This window comes from Streptococcus sp. HMSC070B10, assembly GCF_001808665.1.
GTDB lineage: Bacteria > Bacillota > Bacilli > Lactobacillales > Streptococcaceae > Streptococcus.
Genome location: NZ_KV794152.1, coordinates 574,077 through 600,380, shown reverse-complemented (window position 1 = coordinate 600,380; position 26,304 = coordinate 574,077). Strand labels below are relative to the sequence as shown.

Sequence of the window (26,304 nt, the reverse complement as noted above, 5' to 3'; positions counted from 1 at the left end):
TTTGGCAATTAACGCACAAGAAATCAGCGCTTTAATTAAGCAACAAATTGAAAATTTCAAACCCAATTTTGATGTGACTGAAACAGGTGTTGTAACCTATATCGGGGACGGTATCGCGCGTGCTCACGGCCTTGAAAATGCCATGAGTGGAGAGTTGTTGATTTTTGAAAACGGCTCTTATGGGATGGCTCAAAACTTGGAGTCAACAGACGTTGGTATTATCATCCTAGGTGACTTTACAGATATCCGTGAAGGCGATACAATCCGCCGTACAGGTAAAATCATGGAAGTCCCAGTAGGTGAAAGTCTGATTGGTCGTGTTGTGGATCCGCTTGGTCGTCCAGTTGACGGTCTTGGAGAAATCCACACTGATAAAACTCGTCCAGTAGAAGCACCAGCTCCTGGTGTTATGCAACGTAAGTCTGTATCAGAACCATTGCAAACTGGTTTGAAAGCTATTGACGCCCTTGTACCGATTGGTCGTGGTCAACGTGAGTTGATTATCGGTGACCGTCAGACAGGGAAAACAACAATTGCGATTGATACAATCTTGAACCAAAAGGGTCAAGATATGATCTGTATCTACGTAGCGATTGGACAGAAAGAATCAACAGTTCGTACGCAAGTAGAAACACTTCGTCAGTACGGTGCCTTGGACTACACAATCGTTGTGACAGCCTCTGCTTCACAACCATCTCCATTGCTCTTCCTAGCTCCTTATGCTGGGGTTGCCATGGCAGAGGAATTTATGTACCAAGGTAAGCATGTTTTGATCGTTTATGATGATCTTTCAAAACAAGCGGTAGCTTATCGTGAACTGTCTCTTTTGCTTCGTCGTCCTCCAGGTCGTGAAGCCTTCCCAGGGGATGTTTTCTACCTTCACAGCCGTTTGCTTGAGCGCTCAGCTAAAGTTTCTGATGAACTTGGTGGTGGATCTATTACAGCCCTACCGTTTATCGAGACACAAGCAGGAGATATCTCTGCATATATCGCAACCAACGTGATTTCAATCACTGATGGACAAATCTTCCTTGGTGATGGTCTCTTCAATGCGGGTATTCGTCCAGCCATTGACGCGGGTTCATCTGTATCTCGTGTAGGTGGTTCTGCACAAATTAAAGCCATGAAAAAGGTTGCTGGTACACTTCGTATCGACCTTGCTTCATACCGTGAGTTGGAAGCCTTCACTAAGTTTGGTTCTGACTTGGACGCAGCAACACAGGCTAAGTTGAACCGTGGACGTCGTACAGTTGAAGTCTTGAAACAACCTGTTCACAAACCATTACCTGTTGAGAAACAAGTAACCATTCTCTATGCTTTGACACATGGTTTCTTGGATACTGTTCCAGTAGATGAAATTGTTCGTTTTGAGGAAGAGTTCCATGCCTTCTTTGATGCTCAACATCCAGAGATTTTGGAAACCATTCGTGATACAAAAGACTTGCCAGACGAAGCAGTCTTGGATGATGCGATTACAGAGTTTCTCAATCAAACCAGCTTCCAATAAGAATAGAGGTGTCAGATGGCAGTATCTCTAAATGATATTAAAACAAAAATCGCCTCAACAAAAAATACGAGTCAAATCACTAATGCCATGCAGATGGTATCAGCTGCTAAGCTAGGTCGTTCTGAAGAAGCTGCTCGCAACTTCCAAGTTTATGCTCAGAAAGTTCGTAAACTTTTGACGGATATTCTTCATGGTAATGGAGCCGGCAGTTCAACCAATCCGATGTTGATTAGTCGTCCAGTTAAGAAGACAGGTTATATCGTCATTACTTCAGACCGCGGTTTGGTTGGAGGTTATAATTCCTCTATTCTGAAAGCCATTATGGAGCTGAAAGAAGAATACCATCCAGATGGTAAAGGTTTTGAAATGATTTGTATTGGTGGAATGGGAGCTGATTTCTTTAAGGCTCGTGGTATTCAACCACTTTATGAATTACGTGGCTTGGCAGACCAACCTAGCTTTGATGAAGTCCGTAAGATTATTTCAAAAACAGTTGAAATGTATCAAAATGAACTTTTTGATGAACTCTATGTCTGCTATAACCACCATGTCAATACGCTAACCAGTCAAATGCGTGTAGAACAAATGCTTCCAATTGTTGACTTGGATCCAAATGAAGCAGATGACAGTTACAGCTTGACCTTTGAATTGGAAACTAGCCGAGAAGAAATTTTGGAGCAGTTGTTGCCTCAGTTTGCAGAAAGTATGATTTACGGGGCTATTATCGATGCTAAGACAGCTGAAAATGCTGCAGGTATGACAGCCATGCAAACAGCGACAGATAATGCTAAGAAAGTCATTAATGATTTGACAATTCAGTATAACCGTGCCAGACAGGCGGCGATTACACAAGAAATTACAGAAATCGTAGCAGGAGCTAGTGCCTTAGAATAGGCACTAGTCCAGCTCGTATGAAAATGAACTTAGGACCTAGTTAAGCTAGGGACCGACAGTATCTTATATAGAATAGGAGAAGGAGATGAGTTCAGGTAAAATTGCTCAGGTTATCGGTCCCGTTGTAGACGTCTTGTTTGCAGCAGGGGAAAAACTTCCTGAGATTAACAATGCACTTGTCGTCTACAAAAATGACGAAAGAAAAACAAAAATCGTCCTTGAAGTAGCCTTGGAGTTGGGAGATGGTATGGTTCGTACTATCGCCATGGAATCAACAGATGGTTTGACTCGTGGAATGGAAGTATTGGACACAGGTCGTCCAATCTCTGTACCAGTAGGTAAAGAAACTTTGGGACGTGTCTTCAACGTTTTGGGAGATACCATTGACTTGGAAGCTCCTTTTACAGAAGATGCAGAGCGTCAGCCAATTCATAAAAAAGCTCCAACTTTTGATGAGTTGTCTACCTCTTCTGAAATCCTTGAAACAGGGATTAAGGTTATCGACCTTCTTGCCCCTTACCTTAAAGGTGGTAAAGTTGGACTTTTCGGTGGTGCCGGAGTTGGTAAAACCGTCTTAATCCAAGAATTGATTCACAACATTGCCCAAGAACACGGTGGTATTTCAGTATTTACCGGTGTTGGGGAACGTACTCGTGAAGGGAACGACCTTTACTGGGAAATGAAAGAATCAGGCGTAATTGAGAAAACAGCCATGGTATTTGGTCAGATGAATGAGCCACCAGGAGCACGTATGCGTGTTGCCCTTACTGGTTTGACAATCGCCGAATACTTCCGTGATGTAGAAGGCCAAGACGTGCTTCTCTTTATTGACAATATCTTCCGTTTCACTCAGGCTGGTTCAGAAGTATCTGCCCTTTTAGGTCGTATGCCATCAGCCGTTGGTTACCAACCAACACTTGCTACGGAAATGGGTCAATTACAAGAGCGTATCACATCAACTAAGAAGGGTTCTGTAACCTCTATCCAAGCTATCTATGTGCCTGCGGATGACTATACTGACCCAGCGCCAGCAACAGCTTTCGCTCACTTGGATTCAACAACAAACTTGGAACGTAAGTTGGTACAGTTGGGTATCTACCCAGCCGTTGACCCACTTGCTTCAAGCTCACGTGCCTTGGCACCTGAAATCGTTGGAGAAGAGCACTATGCAGTTGCTGCTGAGGTAAAACGAGTCCTTCAACGTTACCATGAGTTGCAAGATATCATTGCTATCCTTGGTATGGATGAGCTTTCTGATGAAGAAAAGACCTTGGTGGCTCGTGCACGTCGTATCCAGTTCTTCTTGTCACAAAACTTTAACGTTGCTGAACAATTTACTGGTCAGCCAGGTTCTTATGTCCCAGTTGCTGAAACTGTTCGTGGCTTTAAGGAAATCCTTGATGGTAAACATGACCACTTGCCAGAAGATGCCTTCCGTGGTGTAGGTTCTATCGAAGATGTGATTGCAAAAGCTGAAAAAATGGGATTTTAAGAGGTGATCTATGGCTCAGTTAACTGTCCAGATCGTGACACCAGATGGTCTCGTCTATGATCACCATGCCAGCTTTGTATCAGTTCGAACTCTGGATGGTGAGATGGGAATCTTGCCACGACATGAAAATATGATTGCAGTTTTAGCAGTTGATGAGGTTAAGGTTAAACGTGTAGATGATGAAAATCACGTGAACTGGATTGCAGTGAACGGGGGCGTTATCGAAGTTGCCAATGGCGTTGTCACAATTGTTGCTGACTCTGCAGAACGTGCTCGTGATATCGACGTTAGTCGTGCAGAACGTGCCAAACTTCGAGCAGAGCGTGAAATTGAAGAAGCACACGACAAACACTTGATTGACCAAGAACGTCGTGCGAAGATTGCACTGCAACGTGCCATTAACCGTATTAATGTCGGAAATAGACTATAAGAAAAAAATGAACTTGAGTTACCAAGTTCATTTTTTATGTTTTCTTAGGGAGCAAAACTGATGCAAAATTAGAATTGTCTAGAGATATAAAAGATAATTAAAAGATTGCATAGTTCAATTTGCGTAGCAGAAATCATACAAATAAAATTGATTATAGTAAAATAGAATTAGAATTATTAAGAAAGTTGGTTCTTTATTGGAAACGATAGTATTTTCAATCTCTGTTTTTCTAGCAGGGATCTTGTCCTTCTTTTCCCCTTGCATTTTCCCTCTGTTACCTGTCTATACTGGTATCTTATTGGATGATCAGGATAGTGCAAAAAGTTTTTCATTATTTGGGAAAAAAGTTGCCTGGTCAGGTTTGATTCGAACACTTTGCTTTATTGCAGGTATCTCTCTCATTTTCTTTATCTTAGGATTTGGTGCTGGTTACTTTGGTAATATTCTCTATGCAAATTGGTTTCGATATGTCATGGGAACAATTATTATCATTTTGGGCCTTCACCAGATGGAAATTTTTCATTTTAAGAAATTAGAGGTTCAAAAAAGCTTTACCTTTAAAAAATCAGATTCTAATCGTTATTGGTCAGCTTTTTTACTTGGTATTACCTTTAGCTTTGGTTGGACGCCTTGTATTGGGCCGGTTTTAAGTTCTGTCTTAGCACTTGCGGCTTCTGGAGGTAATGGCGCTTGGCAAGGAGCTATCTATACTCTTATTTACACTCTGGGAATGGCCATTCCTTTCTTGGTCTTGGCTCTAGCTTCAGGCGTAGTGATGCCTTATTTTAGTAAACTCAAGCGCCATATGATGCTACTGAAGAAAATTGGTGGTTTCCTCATTATTTTAATGGGAATTTTGTTACTATTAGGACAAGTAAATGTTCTAGCTGGTATTTTTGAATAAAGGAGAAAAAGATGAAAAAAGTAATGTTTGCTGGCTTAAGCCTCTTGTCACTAGTTGTATTGATGGCCTGTGGCGAGGAAGAGACTAAAAAGACTCAAGCACCAGAACAATCCCCAAAACAACAGCAACAAACGCCTGTACAACAAATTGCTGTTGGAAAAGATGCTCCAGACTTCACCTTGCAATCTATGGATGGTAAAGAAGTTAAGTTATCTGATTATAAGGGGAAAAAAGTCTACTTGAAGTTTTGGGCTTCATGGTGTGGTCCATGTAAGAAAAGTATGCCTGAGTTGATGGAATTAGCAGCGAAACCAGATCGTGATTTTGAAATTCTTAGTGTCATTGCACCAGGAATTCAAGGTGAAAAAACTGTCGAGCAATTTCCACAATGGTTCCAAGATCAAGGATATAAAGATATCCCAGTACTTTATGACACAAAAGGAACCACCTTCCAAGCTTATCAAATTCGAAGCATTCCTACAGAATACCTGATTGATAGTCAAGGAAAGATTGGAAAGATTCAATTTGGTGTCATCAGCAACGAGGATGCAGAAGCAGCCTTTAAAGAAATGAACTAGAATCAAGATTTTAAAATAGTATTTATACAATCAATCCCCTAGATTTTAGATAGTATTAATCTAAGATTTAGGGGATTTTTGCTATCAATAAATTAAGTTTAAAAAAGAAGGGAGTTCTGTATTATACAGATTCCCCTTCTTTTTCTTTAAACATAATATTTATTTTTTAGCTTTAAGAAGTTTATTATATCATAGCTTCTCGTTGATAAAGCGGATAAACTGATTCCACCAAACTTTTAAGAAGAAGGCTTTTTCTACTTTCTTTTCTGCTACCATTTCAAAACTAGGACGTTCTGTGGTGATGTAACCTTGACCAATCAAGTCTGAGTCTTCATAAGTCAAATGTCCAACCACTGTTCCGGCTTCAAGTGGTGCTGGAATTGCCTTAGAATCAGGTGTGAATTGAACAGATTGAGAAGATTGATTCCCAATACGTTCAATTAGAGAAATATCATCTTTAGCAACAGCAGTGACTGTATCTTCTTTTCCGTCTTGTACAGGGACTTTGCTATCTTGATAGGCATCACCTTTCTGAACGATTTTGCGAAGTGTGAATGTAGAAGAGATATAATCCATTAGTGAAGATGTAGCTGTGAAGCGAGCGTAAGGATTATTGTCTTGATGATCCGCATTCAAAACAACTGTGATAACCCTCATGCCTTTTTCGACAGTAGTACCAACAAAAGACTCTCCAGCCTTATCTGTGGTCCCTGTTTTTAATCCATCAAAACCACCGCGATAAGCAGGCATACCCTCTAACATGTAATTGGTAGAAGTGATTGTCATTCCAGCAAAAGTAGAAGAAGGTTTTTTCGTGATTTCTAAGACTTGTGGGTATTTTTTGATGAGGTTGCGAGCAACGATAGCGACATCATAAGCACTGAGCTTATTTTCCTCATCTTTTTTAGAGCCTGGGTAAATGTTATCACCTAGACTCTCATTGTTAAGCCCCGTCGTATTGACAACAGTTGCATCCGAAATTCCCCATTCCAAGAGTTTTTCCCGCATCATATCGACGAAATCTTTTTCTGAGCCAGCAATTTTCTCAGCTAGCGCAATAGCCGCACTGTTGGCGCTAGATACCAGGGTTGCCTCAAGTAGTTGTTCGACAGTATAATTACGAGCTTCCATAGGAACGTTACTCGCTTCAGAATTTGTCGTTAATTTGTAAGGATAATCAGAAATATCTACCGGAGTTGATAGTGTAATACTGCCGTTTTCCAAGGCTTCATAGACAAGATAAACAGTAATTAACTTTGTGATTGAAGCAATTTCAACTGGCTGGGTTGCATCTTTCTCATAGAGAATTTTACCAGTATTCGCCTCAACAGCAATTGCATGTTTAGCAGCAATATTAAAATCTTGGGCAGCAACAGTAGATGCTGAGCCAATAACGGAAAGGCTTAAAAGAGTTAAAATTATTTTTTTCATAGTAAGTTTATTCTATCATAAAGAAAAAAATATTCCCAGTTTCATGATAGAAGAAAGAAGCTTTTTTGAAAGTGTGGTAAAATAGATGAATGGAGGTACTTCATGTTTCGTAAGAATAAATTATTTTTTTGGACCAGTGAGATTTTACTATTAACCATCATCTTCTATTTATGGAGACAGATGGGAGCGATTATTACACCTTTTGTAAGCGTTGCAAACACTATAATGATTCCCTTTCTTTTAGGTGGTTTTTTATATTATTTGACCAATCCTATTGTAAATTTTTTACAAAAGTATTTCAAAATTAACCGTATCATTGGTATTTTACTAACCTTGTGTACCTTGGTCTGGGGGCTAGTTATTGGGGTAGTTTATCTTTTACCGATTTTGATTAATCAGTTGACCAGTTTGATAGCAACAAGTCAGACAATTTATAGTCGTTTGCAAGATTTGATTGTGGATTTATCTACTTATCCAGCCTTTCAAAATTTAGATATTCAAGCGACAATTCAACAATTAAATCTATCCTATGTAGATATTCTACAAAATATCTTAAATAGTGTGACGAATAGTGTTGGAAGTGTCTTATCTGCGCTCTTTAGTACCGTTTTGATTATTATCATGACCCCTGTGTTCTTAATTTATTTTTTGTTAGACGGTAACAAGTTCTTGCCGATGCTTGAACGTACTGTTTTAAAGAGAGATAAGCTACATATTGCAGGCCTATTAAAGAATTTGAATGCGACAATTGCTCGCTATATTAGTGGAGTTGCAATTGATGCGATTATTATTGGGTGTTTGGCCTTTATTGGATATAGTATTATTGGTTTAAAATATGCATTGGTCTTCGCCATCTTTTCAGGATTAGCCAATCTCATTCCTTATGTAGGACCAAGTATTGGCTTGATTCCAATGATTATCGCTAATGTCTTTACTGATCCTCATAGAATGCTGATTGCAGTTGTTTATATGCTGATTATTCAACAAGTAGATGGAAATATCCTCTACCCTCGAATCGTTGGTGGGGTAATGAAGGTTCATCCAATTACGATTTTAGTATTGCTTTTGTTATCAAGTAATATCTATGGTGTCATTGGCATGATTGTCGCAGTACCAACCTATTCTATCTTGAAAGAAATTTCTAAGTTTTTATCACGTTTGTATGAAAATCATAAAATAATGAAAGAACGAGAAAGAGAATTAGCTAAGTAAAAGTCAGGAAATTCCTGATTTTTCTTTTTATTTAGGCAAGTGATAGGAGTGGAAGTGCCGTTTAGATTAGTAGATTAAGAATAATTCACAAAAACTTTGTAAAACACTTGCAATTTAGCTGAAATTTGATAAAATAGTAAGGAAAGTTAGACTGTATTGCCTACTGTCTATCTATAAAATATATTTTATTGGAGGCTTTTACTCAAATGGCAAAAGAAAAATACGATCGTAGTAAACCACACGTTAACATTGGTACTATCGGACACGTTGACCACGGTAAAACTACCCTAACTGCAGCTATCACAACTGTTTTGGCACGTCGCTTGCCTTCATCAGTTAACCAACCTAAAGACTATGCGTCTATCGATGCTGCTCCAGAAGAACGCGAACGCGGTATCACAATCAACACTGCGCACGTTGAGTACGAAACTGAAAAACGTCACTACGCTCACATCGACGCTCCAGGACACGCGGACTACGTTAAAAACATGATCACTGGTGCCGCTCAAATGGACGGAGCTATCCTTGTAGTAGCTTCAACTGACGGACCAATGCCACAAACTCGTGAGCACATCCTTCTTTCACGTCAGGTTGGTGTTAAACACCTTATCGTCTTCATGAACAAAGTTGACTTGGTTGACGACGAAGAATTGCTTGAATTGGTTGAAATGGAAATCCGTGACCTATTGTCAGAATACGACTTCCCAGGTGACGATCTTCCAGTTATCCAAGGTTCAGCTCTTAAAGCCCTTGAAGGTGACACTAAATACGAAGACATCGTTATGGAATTGATGAACACAGTTGATGAGTACATCCCAGAACCAGAACGTGACACTGACAAACCATTGCTTCTTCCAGTCGAAGACGTATTCTCAATCACTGGACGTGGTACAGTTGCTTCAGGACGTATCGACCGTGGTATCGTTAAAGTCAACGACGAAATCGAAATCGTTGGTATCAAAGAAGAAACTCAAAAAGCAGTTGTTACTGGTGTTGAAATGTTCCGTAAACAACTTGACGAAGGTCTTGCCGGAGATAACGTAGGTGTCCTTCTTCGTGGTGTTCAACGTGACGAAATCGAACGTGGACAAGTTATCGCTAAACCAGGTTCAATCAACCCACACACTAAATTCAAAGGTGAAGTTTACATCCTTACTAAAGAAGAAGGTGGACGTCACACTCCATTCTTCAACAACTACCGTCCACAATTCTACTTCCGTACTACTGACGTTACAGGTTCAATCGAACTTCCAGCAGGTACTGAAATGGTAATGCCTGGTGATAACGTGACAATCGACGTTGAGTTGATCCACCCAATCGCCGTAGAACAAGGTACTACATTCTCTATCCGTGAGGGTGGACGTACTGTTGGTTCAGGTATGGTTACAGAAATCGAAGCTTAATTCGATTTAGTTCCCAGAAGAACAATTATTTAAGTCAGACACTAAAAGAATCTTGCTTTGCAAGGTTCTTTTTCATTATGTCACTATTAGTCCGTCTAGCTCCGTTAGGTGTGAGACAAATAAATGATGGCTGTGAAATATTTTTACTTTTCATGGAAAAATTGTTTTGAGAAAGATTCCATCTTTTTTTGGGGAGTAATTTGTAGATATAAAAAAGACAAACACTAAAATGATGTTTGTCTTTGGTGTGTAGCTCCGTTAGTTGGTCAGTTATAATTATATTAATTAGCAAAACTGATGCAGACCGCTTCTGGGACATGGAAGTCATTAGAAAGTTCTGCTAGACGACCAGTTTCAGGATTGCGTTTAAAGACGGTTGCATTGTCAGAGTCCTGATGGACAGCAATGACAAATTCTTGATCCGGCGTCAAATCAAAATCACGTGGAGTCTGACCATGTGTCGGAACGATTTCTAACAACTCTAAGCTACCATCCGCAAGAATTGTATATACTGCGATAGAATCATGACCACGGTTAGAAGCGTAGAGGTATTTACCGTCTTTAGAGAGACGAATAGCAGCAGTACCATTAAAGCCCTCATAACCGTCTGGTAGAGTTGAAATGACTTGCATGCGTTCAAATTCGCCAACACCATCGTAGATTAGAACCTCGATAGTGCTATTGAGTTCGCAAATGAGATAAGCGATTTTATAATGGTTATGGAAAATAATATGGCGTGAGCCTGCTCCTGGCTGGCTGTGATAGGTATAGAGTTTAGATAATTTTCCTTCTTGATCAAGATCATAAGTGATGACTTGGTCAGTTCCCAAGTCACAAGTCACTAGATAGTGGTCAGGTGTTAAATCTGTATAGTGAACATGTGGAGAAGCTTGATTTTCATGTGGACCTTGGCCACTGTGTTGATCCACATCACTAAGTAGAAGACGACCATCTTCCTGACGTTTATAAACAAAGACCTGTCCCTTGTGGTAGTTTGCTGCGTACACTAAATCACGCTTTTCATCAACGGCAACATAACAGTGGGGTGCTCCCTCTTCCACGACATGATTTAATAAGGTACCGTCAGTTTGATAGGCAGCGATTCCTCCCTTATCGTCTTGGCTACCAACAGTGTATAAATGTTGGTGCTGGTCAAAGGCAAGGTAGGTCGGACTTGGTTCAGGTGCAAAAAGTTCTAAATTTGAAAGCTGACCAGTTTCTGTATCAAAGTCTGCCTTGTAAATCCCTTGGGAAGTACGACGCGTATAAGTTCCAAAATAAACAGTTTCTTTCATGACTATACCTCTTTATAAAGATAAGTCTATTATATCACAAAATTAATTTATAATATGCTATGCGGTGCAATTCAATGGTATGTAAGCACTTTAAAAAAGAGTTATTTTGATTTAAAAATGGTATAATGAGAGAACAATAGAAAGGAAGTATTTATGGAGCAAAAAGAGAAACATTTTAGCCTATCTTGGTTTTTCAAGTGGTTTTTGGATAACAAGGCAATTACGGTATTTTTGGTAACCTTGTTACTTGGCTTAAATCTTTTTATTTTAAGCAAGATTAGTTTTCTATTTTCACCTGTTTTAGACTTTTTGGCAGTCGTGATGTTGCCAGTCATTCTATCTGGTTTACTATACTATTTACTGAATCCCATTGTTGATTGGTTGGAGAAGCATAAGATTAATCGCGTCATAGCAATCAGTATTGTCTTTGTGATCATCGCTCTCTTTATCATTTGGGGATTGGCAGTCGCTATTCCAAATCTGCAACGTCAAGTTTTAACCTTTGCAAGAAATGTACCAATCTACCTTGAAGATGCTGATCGAGTTATTAATGATTTGGTCACCAAGCGTTTACCAGATGATTTCAGACCTCAGTTAGAGCAAGTTTTAACAAACTTCTCTAGTCAGGCTACAGTTTGGGCAAGTAAAGTTTCTTCTCAGGCAGTCAACTGGGTGAGTGCCTTTATTAGCGGGGCTTCTCAAGTGATTGTTGCCTTGATTATCGTTCCTTTCATGCTCTTTTATCTCTTGCGTGATGGGAAAGGCTTGCGTAACTATTTAACCCAATTCATGCCAACGAAATTGAAGGAACCTGTGGGACAGGTTTTGTCAGATGTGAATCAACAGTTGTCCAACTATGTTAGAGGGCAAGTAACAGTGGCTATTATTGTAGCAGTAATGTTTATCATCTTCTTCAAGATTATTGGTTTACGCTATGCAGTTACGTTGGGGGTTACTGCTGGTATTTTAAATCTGGTTCCTTATTTGGGTAGCTTCTTAGCCATGCTTCCTGCCCTAGTATTGGGCTTGATTGCTGGGCCGGTCATGCTTTTAAAAGTAGTGATTGTCTTTATCGTAGAACAAACTATTGAAGGCCGTTTTGTCTCTCCATTGATTTTGGGAAGTCAATTAAACATCCATCCTATTAATGTTCTTTTTGTCTTGTTAACTTCAGGATCCATGTTTGGTATCTGGGGAGTCTTGCTCGGTATTCCAGTTTATGCCTCTGCTAAAGTTGTCATTTCAGCCATTTTTGAATGGTATAAGGTAGTCAGTGGCCTATATGAACTAGAGGGAGAGGAAATCAAGAGTGAACAATAGTCAACAGATGTTACAGGCCTTGGAAGAGCAAGATTTAACCAAGGCTGAGCACTATTTCGTCAAAGCTTTAGAAAATGATCCAAGTGACCTTCTGTATGAGTTAGCTACTTATCTAGAAGGGATTGGTTTTTATCCTCAGGCAAAGGAAATTTACCTGAAAATCATAGAGGATTTTCCAGAGGTTAATCTCAATCTGGCAGCTATTGCTAGCGAGGATGGTCAAATCGAAGAAGCCTTTGCTTATCTTGAGGAAATCCAAGCTGACAGTGACTGGTATGTTTCAGCTTTGGCTCTGAAAGCAGACCTTTACCAGCTGGAAGGTTTGACAGATGTAGCGCGTGAGAAACTGCTGGAGGCTTTGACCTACTCAGAGGATCCTCTCTTGATATTGGGCTTAGCAGAGTTGGATAGTGAGTTGGAAAATTACCAAGAAGCTATTCAAGGCTATGCCCAGTTAGATAATCGTACTATTTATGAGCAAACAGGCATTTCTACCTATCAACGGATTGGCTTTGCCTATGCCCAGTTAGGGAAATTTGAAACAGCTACAGAGTTTTTAGAAAAAGCCCTGGAGTTAGAATACGATGACCTAACAGCTTTTGAGTTGGCCAGTCTTTACTTTGATAGAGAAGAATACCAAAAAGCTGTCCTCTACTTTAAGCAACTTGATACCATTTCACCTGATTTTGAAGGATATGAGTATGGTTACAGTCAGGCCTTACATAAGGAACATCAAGTTCAAGAAGCCCTGCGTATCACTAAGCAAGGCTTAGAGAAAAATCCCTTTGAAACTCGCCTCTTGCTGGCTGCTTCACAATTCTCTTATGAATTGCATGATGCCAGTGGTGCAGAAAACTACCTCCTTACTGCAAAAGAAGACGCTGAGGATACGGAAGAAATCTTACTCCGTCTAGCCACTATTTATCTAGAACAGGAACGTTATGAGGACATTCTAGACTTGCAAAATGATGAGCCAGAGAATCTTTTGACCAAGTGGATGTTTGCTCGTTCCTATCAAGAAATGGACGATTTGGATACTGCCTACGAGCATTATCAAGAGTTGGCAGGAGATTTAAAGGATAATCCAGAGTTTCTGGAACACTATATCTATCTCTTGCGTGAATTGGGTTATTTTGAAGAAGCAAAAGTCAATGCGCAAGCTTACTTAAAACTGGTTCCAGATGATGTACAAATGCAAGAATTGTATGAGAGATTGCAGGAATAAAATGTTTTAAAGCTATATCTTATCATTTTTCATAGTATCATCTACAGGTTATTTTATCTATTGTATGGTGAGAGTATATTTGAGTTATTGTGTTTGTATTCGAATTTACAATACAATACATAAGAAGTGAGATAAGTAATATTTTTAAAAGCACAATCTTAGATTTTATAACAATAAAAAGAAAAGTTCTCATTTTATAAGAAACTCAGACTGAAAACAAAGCCCTTAGATTAAAAGTTTCTAAGGGCATTTTTTCTAAAGTTGTATAATAGATGTCAGAAAAGTTGTGAGATGTTTCCTATGTTTCATAAAGAAAATCCAGACAATAACCGCAATCAGGTTGTCTTTTACACGCTAGATGAACTCGTTTCGCAAGAACATTTTCTTAGTCAGATTGGACAAGTTATTGATTTTCCTTCATCTATGACTGAATCGTATCCAATAACCGCAAATATACTCACAAAGTTTTGATAATCAAGCTAAGTTTATGTGGAAGTTAAGATTGACTTAGATCGGAAAAACCACGGAAAACAGGGCGGGAAATTTTTTTGCATTGAAAAGTATTTTGTAGAGGTTTCAAATTTTTTAAGGATAGGAGATCTGGAGAAATAAAAAAGACAAACACTAGAATAATGTTTGTCTTCGGTATGGAGTTCTCATTTAATGAGAACCTAGTTACAATTAGTTTTTAGAAGCTTCTTGGAATTCTGGGTTTTTCCATGCTTCGTCAATGATAGCTTGTAATTCTTTAGCAGATGCTTGCATTTTTTGAGTTTCTGCGTCGTTCAATGGGATATTTACTGGACGAACAATACCATGTGCCCCAACAACAGCTGGTTGACCGATAAAGACGTTTTTAACTCCGTATTGACCTTCTTGGAATACTGAAAGTGGAAGCACTGCGTTTTCATCGTCAAGGATTGCTTTAGTGATACGAGCAAGGGCTACTGCGATACCGTAGTATGTTGCACCTTTTTTGTTGATGATTGTGTAAGCTGCATCACGAACACCTTCGAACAATTCAATCAATTCAGCTTCTTGAACATTTTGAGTGTCTTTAAGGAATTCTTCAAGGTTTACACCAGCGATGTTAGCGTGTGACCAAACAGCGAACTCAGAGTCACCGTGTTCACCCATGATGTAGGCGTGCACTGAACGAGCATCAACATCCAATTTTTCAGCAAGTGCTTGACGGAAACGAGCTGAGTCAAGTGAAGTTCCTGAACCGATAACGCGTTCTTTAGGGAATCCAGAGAATTTCCAAGTTGAGTAAGTCAAGACGTCAACGGGGTTAGCAGCAACAAGGAAGATACCTTTGAAACCTGATTCAACAACTTGAGTTACGATTGATTTGTTGATAGCAAGGTTTTTACCTACAAGGTCAAGACGAGTTTCACCTGGTTTTTGAGGCGCACCTGCAGTGATTACAACAAGGTCAGCGTCTGCACAGTCAGAGTATTGAGCTGCATAGATTTTTTTAGGTGAAGTGAAAGCAAGGGCGTGACTAAGGTCAAGCGCGTCACCAACAGCTTTTTCATGCAATTGTGGAATTTCGATAATTCCAAGCTCTTGTGCAATTCCTTGGTTAACAAGTGCAAAAGCGTAAGAAGAACCTACAGCACCATCACCGACAAGGATAACTTTTTTGTGTTGTTTAGTTGAAGTCATTATTCTAAACATCTCCTTAATTTTATTCAGGGATTTCCCCAGTTATTTCAATTCTATCACTTTTAAAAAGCTTTGTCACGGATATGCTTTGCAGTTCTTGATGTAAACGTTTTAGTGGTTTTAGATACCTGAAATATGGCGGACATTATGGTATAATATATTTTATACTAATAGTGAAATGAGGCATTTATTAATGCAGGATAGAAATTTAGTGAATGTCAATCTGACAAAGGAGATGAAGACGAGCTTTATCGACTACGCCATGAGTGTTATCGTAGCGCGGGCCCTTCCTGATGTTCGAGATGGCTTGAAACCGGTTCACCGTCGGATTCTCTACGGAATGAATGAACTGGGTGTTACTCCAGACAAACCTCATAAAAAATCTGCTCGTATTACAGGGGATGTTATGGGTAAATATCACCCACACGGGGATTCCTCTATCTATGAAGCCATGGTCCGTATGGCTCAATGGTGGAGTTACCGTTACATGCTTGTAGATGGTCATGGGAACTTTGGTTCCATGGATGGTGATGGTGCTGCCGCCCAGCGTTATACTGAGGCACGTATGAGCAAGATTGCTCTGGAGATGCTTCGTGATATCAATAAAAATACAGTTGATTTCGTTGATAACTATGATGCCAATGAACGGGAACCCTTGGTCTTGCCAGCTCGTTTTCCAAACCTTTTGGTAAATGGAGCGACTGGTATTGCTGTTGGAATGGCAACCAATATTCCACCTCATAACTTGGGTGAAACTATTGATGCTGTGAAGTTGGTCATGGACAATCCTGAAGTGACCACTAAGGACTTGATGGAAGTCTTACCTGGACCAGATTTTCCAACTGGTGCCCTGGTTATGGGGAAATCAGGCATTCATAAGGCTTACGAAACTGGTAAAGGTTCTATTGTTCTTCGTTCTCGTACTGAAATTGAAGAAACTAAGACTGGCCGTGAGCGCATCGTTGTAACAGAATTTCCTTATATGGTCAATAAAACAAAGGTGCATGAGCATATTGTTCGTTTGGTTCAGGAAAAACGTATTGAGGGTATTACTGCAGTTCGTGATGAATCAAACCGTGAAGGGGTTCGTTTCGTAATCGAGGTCAAACGTGATGCCTCGGCCAATGTTATACTTAATAACCTCTTCAAGATGACCCAGATGCAAACCAATTTTGGTTTTAATATGCTTGCTATCCAAAATGGTGTACCGAAGATTTTGTCCCTTCGTCAGATTTTGGATGCTTATATCGAACATCAAAAAGAAGTGGTTGTTCGTCGTACCCGTTTTGATAAGGAAAAAGCAGAAGCGCGTGCGCATATCTTAGAAGGTCTCTTAATTGCGCTAGACCATATCGATGAAGTGATTCGTATCATCCGTGCTAGTGAAACGGATGCGGAAGCACAAGCTGAGTTGATGAGTAAATTCAAGCTTTCTGAACGTCAAAGTCAAGCCATTCTTGATATGCGTCTTCGTCGTTTGACTGGATTGGAACGCGATAAGATTCAGTCTGAGTATGATGATCTCTTGGCTCTGATTGCCGATTTAGCAGATATTCTTGCTAAGCCGGAACGTGTTTCACAGATCATCAAAGATGAATTAGACGAAGTTAAACGTAAATTTGGTGACCAACGTCGTACTGAATTGATGGTCGGTGAAGTCTTAAGCCTCGAAGATGAGGATTTGATTGAAGAATCGGATGTCTTAATTACACTGTCTAACAAGGGTTACATCAAACGTCTGGACCAAGCTGAGTTCACTGCTCAAAAACGTGGTGGTCGTGGTGTCCAAGGTACAGGTGTTAAGGATGACGACTTTGTTCGTGAGTTAGTATCAACTAGCACGCATGATCATTTGCTCTTCTTTACAAATAAAGGACGTGTTTATCGTCTTAAAGGTTATGAAATTCCTGAATATGGCCGTACAGCCAAGGGATTGCCGATTGTCAATCTTTTAAAACTGGATGAAGGCGAAAGTATTCAGACTATCATCAATGTTGAATCTGAACGCAGTGATGATGCTTACCTTTTCTTCACAACCCGTCATGGCATTGTGAAGAGAACCAGCGTCAAGGAATTTGCTAACATTCGTCAAAATGGACTTAAAGCACTGAATCTGAAAGATGAAGATGAGTTGATTAATGTCTTGTTGACAGAAGAAGATACGGATATTATCATTGGTACCAAGTTTGGTTATGCAGTTCGCTTTAATCAATCAGCCGTTCGGGGAATGAGTCGTATCGCTACGGGTGTGAAAGGTGTTAATCTCCGTGAGGGGGACACAGTAGTTGGTGCTAGTGTAATCACAGATCAGGACGAGGTTCTTATCATCACTGAAAAAGGATATGGTAAGCGCACAGTTGCGACTGAATATCCAACAAAAGGTCGTGGTGGTAAAGGGATGCAAACTGCTAAAATTACTGAAAAGAATGGTTCCCTTGCTGGTCTTATGACAGTTAAAGGTGATGAAGATTTGATGATTATCACTGATACTGGTGTCATGATTCGAACCAATGTTGCTAATATTTCACAAACAGGTCGCTCAACTATGGGAGTTAAGGTGATGCGCCTGGATCAAGATGCCAAAATTGTAACCTTTACAACAGTGGCAGCCGCAGAGAAAGAAGAAGTTGGGACAGAAAACGAAACAGAAGGTGAAGCATAATGTCTCATAAAAAGAATAATAAGAAAATCAAACGAAAAAATCTGCTGACAAATATCTTGGCTGTATTCCTCATACTGATCTCTATTGCTTTGATTTTTAATGCAAAGATTCGTGATGCATTTATTGCTTGGAATAGTAATAAATACCAAGTTAGTCAAGTATCAAAAGAAAAAATAGAAGAAAATCAGGACACAGAGGGAAATTTTGATTTTGATTCAGTAAAAGCCATTTCCTCTGAAGCTGTTTTAGCCTCTCAATGGGATAATCAAAAATTACCTGTTATCGGAGGAATTGCAATACCTGAGCTTGAAATTAATTTACCTATCTTTAAGGGGATTGCAAATGTCAATCTTTTATACGGTGCGGGTACCATGAAGCGTGACCAAGAAATGGGTAAAGGGAATTATTCATTAGCTAGCCATCATATTTTCACAGGTGATAATGCTAGTCAGATGCTTTTTTCTCCACTAGATCGTGCGAAAAAAGGGATGAAAATTCACTTGACAGATAAGAATAAAGTGTATACCTATGAAATTAGTGAAGTGAAACGAGTTACACCAGATAGAGTAGATGAAATTGATGACCGAACTGGTGTTGATGAAATTACTTTAGTAACTTGTGAGGATGCAGCAGCTACTGAGCGGATCATTGTAAAGGGTGATTTGAAAGAAACAAAAGATTATTCACAAACATCTGACGAAATTTTGACAGCCTTCAATCAACCATATAAACAATTTTATTAGTTCTAAAAGAATCAGTGAAGATTAAGTTTCATTGATTCTTTTAATATTTTCGTAAAATAAACTTTTATGAAATACAGAAAACGTTTCCTTAATTCTAAAGTTTGTGATATAATTATCACAAATAAAAGTTTTAGGAGTTTATTATGGTTTCTTCAGAATTTATCTCAAAGATTGAATTTGCTTGCAAGAAGAAAGAAAGTCTTTATAGTCAAAGCAAATTTAAGTATGCGATTCGTTCGATGTTCGCAGGTGCATTTTTAACCTTCAGTACAGCTGCAGGTGCAGTTGGAGCTGACTTGATTAATAAAATTGCACCGGGTAGTGGACGCTTCCTATTCCCATTTGTCTTTGCTTGGGGATTGGCCTACATTGTTTTCTTGAATGCCGAGTTGGTAACATCAAACATGATGTTCTTAACTGCTGGTAGTTTCTTGAAAAAAATCTCTTGGAGAAAAACAGCTGAGATTTTACTTTACTGTACCTTGTTCAACCTTATCGGGGCCTTGATAGCAGGTTGGGGCTTTGCTCATTCGGCAGCCTATGCACATCTAACTCACGATAGCTTCATCTCAGGTGTTGTTGAGATGAAGTTAGGCCGTTCAAATGAATTAATCTTGCTTGAGGCGATTTTGGCAAATATTTTCGTTAATATTGCGATTCTTTCATTTGTTTTGGTCAAAGATGGTGGTGCTAAACTATGGCTCGTTTTATCAGCGATTTACATGTTTGTATTCTTAACAAACGAGCACATCGCTGCGAACTTTGCTTCTTTCGCGATTGTAAAATTCAGTGTTGCTGCTGATTCAATTGCTAACTTCGGTGTTGGAAATATGCTTCGTCACTGGGGTGTAACCTTCATTGGAAACTTTATCGGAGGAGGCCTCTTGATGGGTCTTCCATATGCCTTCCTCAATAAAAATGAAGATACTTACGTAGATTAAGAAAATGAGCACGATTAAGTCGTGCTTTTTCGTTTTTAAAATAGGGTAATAGCTATTTCTTATATCAAAATATAGAAAACTGATATTTGTAAACTATACCTTAAGGTGCTACAATATCCTTAATCAAACTATTTGGAGGTCGTTTTATGACTCGTGATTTTAAATTTGAAACTTTGCAACTACATGCTGGTCAAGTTGTGGATCCAGCTACCAAGTCTCGTGCAGTGCCGATTTATCAAACAACATCCTTTGTTTTTGATGACACGCAGGAAGGTGCCGATTTGTTTGCCTTGAGAAAACCAGGGAACATTTATACTCGTATCACAAACCCTACAACAGCTGCCTTCGAAGAAAGAATTGCTGCTCTTGAAGGTGGTGTTGGAGCTCTTGCAACCGCATCAGGTATGGCCGCAGTGACTTATACGATTTTGGCGCTTGCCCATGCTGGTGATCATGTAGTAGCGGCATCAACTATTTACGGCGGGACTTTCAACCTCTTGAAAGAAACCCTTCCTCGTTATGGTATCACAACAACCTTTGTGGATGTGGATAATTTAGAGGAAGTGGAAGCAGCGATCAAAGACAATACCAAGCTTGTATTGATTGAAACCTTGGGCAATCCCTTGATTAACATTCCTGACTTGGAAAAATTGGCTGAGATTGCTCATAAACATCAGATTCCACTTGTTTCCGATAATACCTTTGCTACACCTTATTTGATTAACGTTTTTTCTCACGGTGTAGATATTGCCATTCACTCTGCGACTAAGTTTATCGGTGGACATGGTACGACAATTGGAGGAGTGATTGTCGATAGCGGGCGTTTTGATTGGGCGGCTTCAGGAAAATTCCCTCAATTTGTTGAGGAAGACCCAAGCTACCACAATTTGAGCTATACTCGTGATGTGGGGGCAGCAGCCTTTATTATAGCTGTCCGTGTTCAATTGCTTCGTGATACAGGGGCAGCCTTGTCGCCATTTAATGCCTTCTTGTTACTCCAAGGACTTGAAACACTTTCTCTTCGCGTGGAACGCCATGTGCAAAATGCAGAGAAAATTGTTGATTTCCTTGTCAACCATCCTAAGGTAGAAAAAGTCAACTATCCAAAACTTGCTGATAGTCCTTACCATGCCTTGGCTGAGAAATATTTGCCAAAAGGTGTGGGCTCAATCTTTACCTTCCATGTCAAAGGTGGGGAGGCAGAAGCACGCAAGGTAATTGATAGTTTGGAAATCTTCTCTGATCTTGCAAACGTAGCAGATGCTAAATCTCTTGTTATCCATCCAGCAACAACCACTCATGGTCAATTGTCAGAAAAAGACCTTGAAGCAGCAGGTGTCACCCCAAACCAAATTCGTTTGTCAATCGGACTTGAAAATGTAGAAGATTTGATTGAAGACTTGCGCTTGGCCTTGGAAAAAATTTAAAGAAAAAGAAGATAAACAGTGGGTTTCGACTCACTGTTTTTGATTTTTCCTCAGGCATGATATAATGGTTACAGAAGTCTAGAAAGAGGAACGATATGAACGAAATCAAATGCCCCAACTGTGGGGAAGTCTTTACAGTAAATGAAAGTCAGTATGCCGAACTTTTATCCCAAGTGAGAACGGCTGAGTTTGATAAGGAACTACACGATCGCATGAAGCAGGAACTGGCTTTGGCTGAGCAAAAGGCCATGAATGAACAACAGTCTAAACTGGCTCAAAAAGACCAAGAAATTGCGCAATTGCAGAGCCAAATCCAAAACTTTAATACAGAAAAAGAATTGGCCAAGAAAGAGGTTGAACAGACAAGCCATCAGGCTTTATTAGCAAAGGACAAGGAAGTGCAGGCCTTGGAAAACCAATTGGCAACCTTGCGTTTGGAGCATGAAAATCAACTGCAAAAGACCCTCTCTGACCTAGAAAAAGAACGGGATCAGGTTAAAAATCAGCTCCTACTGCAAGAAAAGGAAAACGAGCTTTCTCTTGCTTCAGTTAAGCAAAACTACGAAGCTCAACTCAAGGCAGCTAGTGAACAGGTCGAATTTTATAAGAATTTCAAAGCTCAACAATCTACAAAAGCTATCGGGGAAAGTCTGGAACAGTATGCAGAGAGTGAGTTTAACAAGGTCCGTAGTTTTGCTTTTCCAAATGCTTACTTTGAGAAGGATAACAAGGTCTCTGCGCGTGGGTCTAAGGGGGACTTTATCTTCCGCGAGAGTGATGAAAATGGTGTTGAAATTATTTCCATCATGTTTGAGATGAAAAATGAAGCAGATGGAACAGAGAAGAAGCACAAGAATGCAGATTTTTACAAGGAATTGGACAAGGACCGTCGTGAAAAGAACTGTGAATATGCGGTTTTGGTGACTATGCTTGAGGCCGATAATGACTACTTTAACACAGGGATTGTTGACGTTAGTCACGAGTATGAAAAGATGTATGTGGTTCGTCCTCAATTCTTTATTCAGTTGATTGGGCTCCTGCGTAATGCGGCTCTTAATTCACTAAAATACAAGCAAGAGCTGGCCTTGGTTCGGGAGCAAAATATCGACATTACGAATTTTGAGGAAGACTTGGATGCCTTTAAACAGGCCTTTGCTAAGAACTATAATTCAGCTTCGACCAACTTTGGTAAAGCAATCGATGAAATTGATAAGGCTATCAAACGGATGGAAGAGGTTAAAAAGTTCCTAACAACATCTGAAAACCAACTCCGTCTAGCTAACAACAAATTAGAAGATGTTTCGGTCAAAAAATTGACTCGAAAAAATCCAACCATGAAAGCGAAGTTTGAAGCATTGAAGGGGGAGTAAAATTACCTTAGAAACAGGAGTTCCTATGAAAAAAACTTTGAAATTTTCGGATATCTATATTGCATATTTACCACTAGTTGTGTTTCTTCTTAATCTCCTATATGGTCTTTTAAATATTGAAGGGGTAGGTGACTCAGACTCAAGATATAGTTTATTATTTGGTGTTTTTGGCCTTGTTCCAACAGTCTTAGGCTACGGAATTAGCTTTTTAGCCAATCTTATTGTAGGTATAACTTATGTGATAAAGGCAAAAAATCGAACGAAATGTCTGATTTCATTCCTATTGATTGGCAATATTTTTTTAGCAATTTTTCTGATGTTTGTGCTAAGATTTAAAATGATCGTTTCCTTTGACTTTATAAAAGATATTGACCTTTGGAGTTTCATTTTTTCATTATTTTTATTTCCGTATTTAGATTGGATTTATCAAAAGGTTGAGTACAATCAAAAAGTGAGTAGATTTGTAGTCATTATAGTATTAGCGGGAACTCTTTCTCCATTTCTAGGCAGTGAAATTCAAACTTACTTGAGAAATAATGCCAAAGTACAACAATTACAAGAGTTTTATCATTCTAGGGATTTGAACTACGAATTAACACTTAAGTCTTCATACTATGATAGTAATATTTCCGATGTAGGTGTCTTTGATGTTTTCGATAAGGGAGTTACCATAAAAGTGGGTGCTAAGTACACGCGTCAAAAATTGAAATATGTTACTTTCATTGATCAAGACTACGGCCTAAAGGAATTTATAAAAAATGCTGTTTCAAGTGATGAAGCTCAAATAGTTCTAAAAGATTTTAGGTCAGTAGTAGAAGATGCTATTAAAAAGAAAGGTTATGATTTATCTGTATTTGATGCTGAAGATCAACCATTAGCTAGCCCAGGTTTTCAAATATCACGTTCATTTAGAGTCACTTCTTTTATTAAAGAAAAAGCAGTTCAAAATCAAAACTCATCTAGTCCAGAAAAACAAGCATTTGGAGGATATGCAGCAATTTCTCTTAAAGACTATATGAAAGAGGGAGCCCTTCGTTTATGTTTAACACTTAGTGAACGTGACAAATTGAAGTTAGATGACATTGATTTTTCAGGACTCTCCGATGGACACTACATGATCAATAATGACTATTTTATAGTGAACAACGGAATGTATACAATAGTTGAAGATGAAGGTGATTTTGAAAATTTTTTACTGAGAGAATCTAGTAAACAATTTTATTCGGAGGATTTTTATAAAATTGAAAAGCTTAATTAAATTATTAGCAAATAAAGATGTAAAATTTCTTTATAATATTTGTATTCGATTATCTACATATTTATTAGTTGTTGCAGTTTATATAGCAATTTTGGGTTTGTTTTTATTGTTTAAACAGAATATTATTGCAGTACGTTATCTGTTATTTTTGTCGGTATTATTTATAGTTATTGGCATCTTTTTAAATTTATTGACATGGAAAGTTCTTCTATATTGGAAGGTGGTTTTGATTGATTTTAAGAAATATCAATTTTTCTTTGAATACAATGTTAGTCATTCCAATAAGTTTAATAAGAAATTTAATGAAGTAAGTTTTGAATTAATCACAGGAGAATTATCTTACCTCAGAGGAGATTTTTTATTATCGCTTAGTCAATATTCAAATATCAATCTTTCTAATATTTCTAAAAAAAATAGAAAAATATTTGAATTGAAGAAATTATATTATGATTTTCTATCTTCTATCCATATTCAAGATGAGCAAAATATTGCTTTCTTTGAGGAACAATTGTCCAAGGCACCAGATTCGAAAGATGGTAAGGCTAAACTCGTTGCTAAAGCTCAAGCCATAAAAGATATTGTGTTCAATAAAGAAGCGAACGACTACTTCGACACCACTGAACCTGAAAATAAGCTAGCTCGAATCATATTTTCTTATTATGGCGCTCTTAATGCTCAGCTAAAAGGAGATGAAGCTCGTGCTCGTAGTTTGTTTGAAAGTATCGTCCATGAAAATCCAGAACTCTTTTGTGTACAGGAAGCGAAGAAATATTTAGGAAGTAATAATGTTTCCTAGTACCTTTCGTTTAAATTAAGTAAAAGAGAGTAACCAGGTCAAACAAGACTACGCAACAGTTAAGACGACTAATGAGACGGGGGTAAGAACGGTGGATCATCTTACTCAAACTTTTAATACAACAGGTGAGGTAGTTGATAGTGCTTTTAATTGGGTTGTAGAGCATCCAGTTGAAACGATTGGACTTTCTATTGTAACAGTTGGGACAATTCTTGCTTTTTCTACTGGGGTTGGTGAGGCAGCAACTGCTGTAGCTGCATTATTTGTAGGAATTACTGCGTTATTTAATAACTAGTTATGGAGTGTTATATGAAAAGAGCTATAGAAATTATTAGAACATGGTCAGCTGATAAAATAGAATTAATTTTTCTTAAAATTATATTTAAATATTTGCTGTATTTTTTAGTGTTTTCAACAGTAATTGCTTATGTCTATATTTTTAACCATTCATCGACCACTTACACAAAGGTATTAACATTATTTCTTGTCCTTCTTATATTGTTTATTCTTCTATCTAAACTATTACTTGATAAGGTTTTAATTGATATTTTATCTCAAGATATCAATTTAGCAAAGTATCAGGATATAGTTGCTAGAGCTGATGCAAATTCTTTAAATAGAAATGTTCAGATTCTTCCCAAATATTTGGCAAATGCAAAAGTATCCTTTTATAGAGGACTATTCCAAGATAGTTTAGAATTGCTGAATAAAATAAAAAATAGTAATCTAAAAAAATCCCAAAATCTGTACTATGTTTTTAATATCAAGTATTATAGTATCCTAAACTTGGTTCATTTGAATGATTATTTAGAATTGCAAGAGTTAATGGTAGAAATAGAAGAACTAACAAGTAATGTTCAATCGCAATTTTTAAAATATCAGAAAGAAATTTTGAGTTTAAAGGCTATTGTTGATATCTATTGCAATAAAAAATCAAACGACTACTTCGACACCACCAAACCAGAAAATAAGTTAGCTCGAATCATGTTCTCTTATTACGGAGCTCTCAATGCCCAGCTAAAAGGAAATGGAGCTCGTGCTCGTAGTTTGTTTGAAAGTATCGCTCATGAAAATCCAGAACTTTTTTATGTTCAGGAAGCGAAAAAATATTTAGAATCAGTGAAATGAGAGTAATATATGAAATTAGTTAAAAAAATAGTAAGTAGGGCGACAGAAAACACTCTTCTACAACTTGATAGGGTTATTCTAATTTGCGTATTTTTAGTCTTAGTTGTTGATGCGATGGCAGTATTCTTAGTATTTCAAAGCAATTTGGAAATATTGGGACTCATATTATTAGTTATTGACTTTTTTGCTCTTGTCTTTGTATTTTATTTAAGATTTGTATCTAGCAAAGTTGTTTATCTAATGTTAAATGATGCTATTAATATTAAACTCTATGAAGACATGTTTAGGGTTCAATCTGAGAAATCGATTAAGATTTATAGGGCAACGTATCAAGAATATTTTCAATTTATTCAGGGACAAGTGGCTTATTTAAAAGGAGATTTTCAAGCTGCCAAGGAAAATATGTCCAAATATGATTTGAAAAAAATTTGGGGTAGACTAAGAGGCTATACATTTTTAATATCAACCTATGAATTATTAAAAGTTTCCATTCATCTTCAAGATGCGCAAGATATTGCTTTCTTTGAGGAACAATTGTCCAAGGCACCAGATTATAAAGGAGGAAGAGCTAAATTAGTCGCCCAAACTCAAGCCATAAAAGATATTGTGTTCAATAAAGA

At 38.3% G+C, this 26,304-nt stretch carries 23 protein-coding genes; 20 read left to right on the top strand and 3 right to left on the bottom strand.

Features of this window, described 5'->3' with window-relative positions:
* Position 1: 1 nt before the first annotated feature.
* The 6 genes from atpA to sdbB all read left to right on the top strand — a co-directional run bounded on the left by atpA (position 2) and on the right by sdbB (position 5,805).
* The gene (gene atpA / locus HMPREF2613_RS04565) at positions 2-1,507 is read left to right on the top strand and encodes a F0F1 ATP synthase subunit alpha (protein WP_049493456.1); all 1,506 of its coding nucleotides are present in this window, start codon (positions 2-4) and stop codon (positions 1,505-1,507) included.
* Between the two features lie 15 nt (positions 1,508-1,522).
* On the top strand, positions 1,523-2,401 hold the full coding sequence (locus tag HMPREF2613_RS04560) for a F0F1 ATP synthase subunit gamma (protein ID WP_070479292.1): 879 nt from the start codon (positions 1,523-1,525) through the stop codon (positions 2,399-2,401).
* 85 nt (positions 2,402-2,486) lie between these two features.
* Complete coding sequence (gene atpD, locus HMPREF2613_RS04555) at positions 2,487-3,893, top strand: F0F1 ATP synthase subunit beta (RefSeq protein WP_000094357.1); 1,407 nt, start codon at positions 2,487-2,489, stop codon at positions 3,891-3,893.
* Between the two features lie 10 nt (positions 3,894-3,903).
* A complete protein-coding gene (locus tag HMPREF2613_RS04550) occupies positions 3,904-4,323 on the top strand; it encodes a F0F1 ATP synthase subunit epsilon (protein ID WP_049493458.1) in 420 nt (139 codons plus the stop codon).
* A gap of 196 nt (positions 4,324-4,519) precedes the next feature.
* On the top strand, positions 4,520-5,227 hold the full coding sequence (gene ccdA2, locus HMPREF2613_RS04545; RefSeq protein WP_042751026.1) for a thiol-disulfide oxidoreductase-associated membrane protein CcdA2: 708 nt from the start codon (positions 4,520-4,522) through the stop codon (positions 5,225-5,227).
* Between the two features lie 11 nt (positions 5,228-5,238).
* Complete coding sequence (gene sdbB, locus HMPREF2613_RS04540; protein WP_049493461.1) at positions 5,239-5,805, top strand: thiol-disulfide oxidoreductase-associated lipoprotein SdbB; 567 nt, start codon at positions 5,239-5,241, stop codon at positions 5,803-5,805.
* A 189-nt stretch (positions 5,806-5,994) separates the two neighbouring features.
* On the opposite strand, the gene pbp3 is transcribed toward sdbB, so the two are convergent.
* Entirely contained in the window at positions 5,995-7,236 is a 1,242-nt protein-coding gene (gene pbp3 / locus HMPREF2613_RS04535) for a D-alanyl-D-alanine carboxypeptidase PBP3 (protein WP_070479289.1), read from the bottom strand.
* Between the two features lie 102 nt (positions 7,237-7,338).
* Here pbp3 and HMPREF2613_RS04530 point away from each other — a divergent pair, with 102 nt between their 5' ends.
* Together HMPREF2613_RS04530 and tuf are read left to right on the top strand one after the other, a co-directional pair.
* Entirely contained in the window at positions 7,339-8,448 is a 1,110-nt protein-coding gene (locus tag HMPREF2613_RS04530) for an AI-2E family transporter (RefSeq protein WP_070479288.1), read from the top strand.
* Between the two features lie 206 nt (positions 8,449-8,654).
* Positions 8,655-9,851: an elongation factor Tu gene (gene tuf / locus HMPREF2613_RS04525; RefSeq protein WP_001040726.1), complete on the top strand. Its 1,197-nt coding sequence runs from the start codon at positions 8,655-8,657 to the stop codon at positions 9,849-9,851.
* A 281-nt stretch (positions 9,852-10,132) separates the two neighbouring features.
* On the opposite strand, the gene HMPREF2613_RS04520 is transcribed toward tuf, so the two are convergent.
* Positions 10,133-11,146, bottom strand: coding sequence for a lactonase family protein (locus tag HMPREF2613_RS04520; RefSeq protein WP_070479286.1), 1,014 nt, complete (start codon positions 11,144-11,146; stop codon positions 10,133-10,135).
* 153 nt (positions 11,147-11,299) lie between these two features.
* On the opposite strand from HMPREF2613_RS04520, the gene HMPREF2613_RS04515 reads away from it, so the two are divergent.
* Together HMPREF2613_RS04515 and HMPREF2613_RS04510 are read left to right on the top strand one after the other, a co-directional pair.
* Positions 11,300-12,466: an AI-2E family transporter gene (locus HMPREF2613_RS04515; protein ID WP_070479283.1), complete on the top strand. Its 1,167-nt coding sequence runs from the start codon at positions 11,300-11,302 to the stop codon at positions 12,464-12,466.
* Positions 12,456-13,691, top strand: coding sequence for a tetratricopeptide repeat protein (locus tag HMPREF2613_RS04510; protein WP_070479280.1), 1,236 nt, complete (start codon positions 12,456-12,458; stop codon positions 13,689-13,691). The genes HMPREF2613_RS04515 and HMPREF2613_RS04510 overlap by 11 nt, the downstream gene beginning before the upstream one ends.
* 681 nt (positions 13,692-14,372) lie before the next feature.
* Here HMPREF2613_RS04510 and HMPREF2613_RS04500 read toward each other — a convergent pair.
* Positions 14,373-15,359 carry an L-lactate dehydrogenase gene (locus HMPREF2613_RS04500; protein ID WP_023942623.1) on the bottom strand — a complete coding sequence of 329 codons (987 nt, stop codon included), beginning with the start codon at positions 15,357-15,359 and terminating at the stop codon, positions 14,373-14,375.
* Positions 15,360-15,552: 193 nt separating this feature from the next.
* On the opposite strand from HMPREF2613_RS04500, the gene gyrA reads away from it, so the two are divergent.
* The 10 genes from gyrA to HMPREF2613_RS04450 form a co-directional block, all read left to right on the top strand.
* Entirely contained in the window at positions 15,553-18,021 is a 2,469-nt protein-coding gene (gyrA, locus tag HMPREF2613_RS04495; RefSeq protein WP_033681683.1) for a DNA gyrase subunit A, read from the top strand.
* Positions 18,021-18,764, top strand: coding sequence for a class A sortase (locus tag HMPREF2613_RS04490; protein WP_033681684.1), 744 nt, complete (start codon positions 18,021-18,023; stop codon positions 18,762-18,764). Before gyrA ends, HMPREF2613_RS04490 begins: the two co-directional genes overlap by 1 nt.
* Before the next feature lie 143 nt (positions 18,765-18,907).
* A complete protein-coding gene (locus tag HMPREF2613_RS04485) occupies positions 18,908-19,705 on the top strand; it encodes a formate/nitrite transporter family protein (protein ID WP_000254773.1) in 798 nt (265 codons plus the stop codon).
* Between the two features lie 146 nt (positions 19,706-19,851).
* The gene (locus tag HMPREF2613_RS04480; protein WP_070479278.1) at positions 19,852-21,132 is read left to right on the top strand and encodes an O-acetylhomoserine aminocarboxypropyltransferase/cysteine synthase family protein; all 1,281 of its coding nucleotides are present in this window, start codon (positions 19,852-19,854) and stop codon (positions 21,130-21,132) included.
* A 95-nt stretch (positions 21,133-21,227) separates the two neighbouring features.
* The gene (locus tag HMPREF2613_RS04475) at positions 21,228-22,502 is read left to right on the top strand and encodes a DUF2130 domain-containing protein (protein ID WP_070479276.1); all 1,275 of its coding nucleotides are present in this window, start codon (positions 21,228-21,230) and stop codon (positions 22,500-22,502) included.
* A 25-nt stretch (positions 22,503-22,527) separates the two neighbouring features.
* Complete coding sequence (locus HMPREF2613_RS04470; protein ID WP_070479273.1) at positions 22,528-23,760, top strand: glutamyl-tRNA amidotransferase; 1,233 nt, start codon at positions 22,528-22,530, stop codon at positions 23,758-23,760.
* Complete coding sequence (locus HMPREF2613_RS04465) at positions 23,744-24,556, top strand: hypothetical protein (protein ID WP_261673963.1); 813 nt, start codon at positions 23,744-23,746, stop codon at positions 24,554-24,556. The genes HMPREF2613_RS04470 and HMPREF2613_RS04465 overlap by 17 nt, the downstream gene beginning before the upstream one ends.
* A 91-nt stretch (positions 24,557-24,647) precedes the next feature.
* On the top strand, positions 24,648-24,851 hold the full coding sequence (locus HMPREF2613_RS04460) for a hypothetical protein (RefSeq protein WP_049486895.1): 204 nt from the start codon (positions 24,648-24,650) through the stop codon (positions 24,849-24,851).
* Positions 24,852-24,865: 14 nt separating this feature from the next.
* The gene (locus HMPREF2613_RS04455) at positions 24,866-25,684 is read left to right on the top strand and encodes a hypothetical protein (protein WP_065426788.1); all 819 of its coding nucleotides are present in this window, start codon (positions 24,866-24,868) and stop codon (positions 25,682-25,684) included.
* A 9-nt stretch (positions 25,685-25,693) separates the two neighbouring features.
* A partial coding sequence (locus tag HMPREF2613_RS04450; RefSeq protein WP_070479271.1) for a hypothetical protein occupies positions 25,694-26,304 on the top strand: 611 nt, incomplete at its 3' end.

Coding starts and splice junctions, on each gene's coding strand:
- HMPREF2613_RS04560 (WP_070479292.1), top strand. CDS start 1,523: ATGGCAGTATCTCTAAATGATATTAAAACAAAAATCGCCTCAACAAAA.
- atpD (WP_000094357.1), top strand. CDS start 2,487: ATGAGTTCAGGTAAAATTGCTCAGGTTATCGGTCCCGTTGTAGACGTC.
- HMPREF2613_RS04550 (WP_049493458.1), top strand. CDS start 3,904: ATGGCTCAGTTAACTGTCCAGATCGTGACACCAGATGGTCTCGTCTAT.
- sdbB (WP_049493461.1), top strand. CDS start 5,239: ATGAAAAAAGTAATGTTTGCTGGCTTAAGCCTCTTGTCACTAGTTGTA.
- pbp3 (WP_070479289.1), bottom strand. CDS start 7,236: ATGAAAAAAATAATTTTAACTCTTTTAAGCCTTTCCGTTATTGGCTCA.
- HMPREF2613_RS04530 (WP_070479288.1), top strand. CDS start 7,339: ATGTTTCGTAAGAATAAATTATTTTTTTGGACCAGTGAGATTTTACTA.
- tuf (WP_001040726.1), top strand. CDS start 8,655: ATGGCAAAAGAAAAATACGATCGTAGTAAACCACACGTTAACATTGGT.
- HMPREF2613_RS04520 (WP_070479286.1), bottom strand. CDS start 11,146: ATGAAAGAAACTGTTTATTTTGGAACTTATACGCGTCGTACTTCCCAA.
- HMPREF2613_RS04515 (WP_070479283.1), top strand. CDS start 11,300: ATGGAGCAAAAAGAGAAACATTTTAGCCTATCTTGGTTTTTCAAGTGG.
- HMPREF2613_RS04500 (WP_023942623.1), bottom strand. CDS start 15,359: ATGACTTCAACTAAACAACACAAAAAAGTTATCCTTGTCGGTGATGGT.
- gyrA (WP_033681683.1), top strand. CDS start 15,553: ATGCAGGATAGAAATTTAGTGAATGTCAATCTGACAAAGGAGATGAAG.
- HMPREF2613_RS04490 (WP_033681684.1), top strand. CDS start 18,021: ATGTCTCATAAAAAGAATAATAAGAAAATCAAACGAAAAAATCTGCTG.
- HMPREF2613_RS04485 (WP_000254773.1), top strand. CDS start 18,908: ATGGTTTCTTCAGAATTTATCTCAAAGATTGAATTTGCTTGCAAGAAG.
- HMPREF2613_RS04480 (WP_070479278.1), top strand. CDS start 19,852: ATGACTCGTGATTTTAAATTTGAAACTTTGCAACTACATGCTGGTCAA.
- HMPREF2613_RS04475 (WP_070479276.1), top strand. CDS start 21,228: ATGAACGAAATCAAATGCCCCAACTGTGGGGAAGTCTTTACAGTAAAT.
- HMPREF2613_RS04470 (WP_070479273.1), top strand. CDS start 22,528: ATGAAAAAAACTTTGAAATTTTCGGATATCTATATTGCATATTTACCA.
- HMPREF2613_RS04455 (WP_065426788.1), top strand. CDS start 24,866: ATGAAAAGAGCTATAGAAATTATTAGAACATGGTCAGCTGATAAAATA.